The organism is Achromobacter sp. Marseille-Q0513 (assembly GCF_018195695.1).
In the GTDB taxonomy this organism is placed as follows: domain Bacteria; phylum Pseudomonadota; class Gammaproteobacteria; order Burkholderiales; family Burkholderiaceae_B; genus Achromobacter.
In genome coordinates this window covers 1-391 of sequence record NZ_JAGTJY010000589.1, presented here as the reverse complement: position 1 = coordinate 391, position 391 = coordinate 1, and the positions used below count along the sequence as shown (strand labels likewise).

The window sequence follows — 391 nt, the reverse complement described above, 5'->3', positions numbered from 1 at the left end:
CCGGTAGATATAGGAAACACTCCCCTATGAAAGACTCCCTCGCCCCGGTGCTGCGCCACGAGCGGGCGGTTAGCGATGCCGTCCCGTTCTCCCACCATGTCACGTCGTCTATTGTCGCCACGCGCCGCGCCGAATACGTTTCCGTCTGGCGCGTGGACGGCCGCTCGTTCGAAGGCTATCCCGAAGAAGACAAGTGCCGCTGGATCGAGGAACTCAACAACCTCGTCTGCGGCTTCCCGCCGGGCGTCGGCTTCTGGACACATCTTGTGCGCCGCAGGGTCCACGAGTATCCCGACAGCGAGTACCCCGACGCCTTCTCGCGCGCCCACGATGTGGCTTACCGCCGCACTTTCGACACGACGCCGCCCATGATCAACGAGTTGTATTTGAC

1 pseudogene is annotated in these 391 nt (G+C 62.7%); it reads left to right on the top strand.

Going from position 1 to position 391, the window contains the following annotated elements:
- Positions 1-26: 26 nt before the first annotated feature.
- A pseudogene (locus KDH83_RS31885) lies at positions 27-391 on the top strand (VirB4 family type IV secretion/conjugal transfer ATPase); the annotation flags it as partial.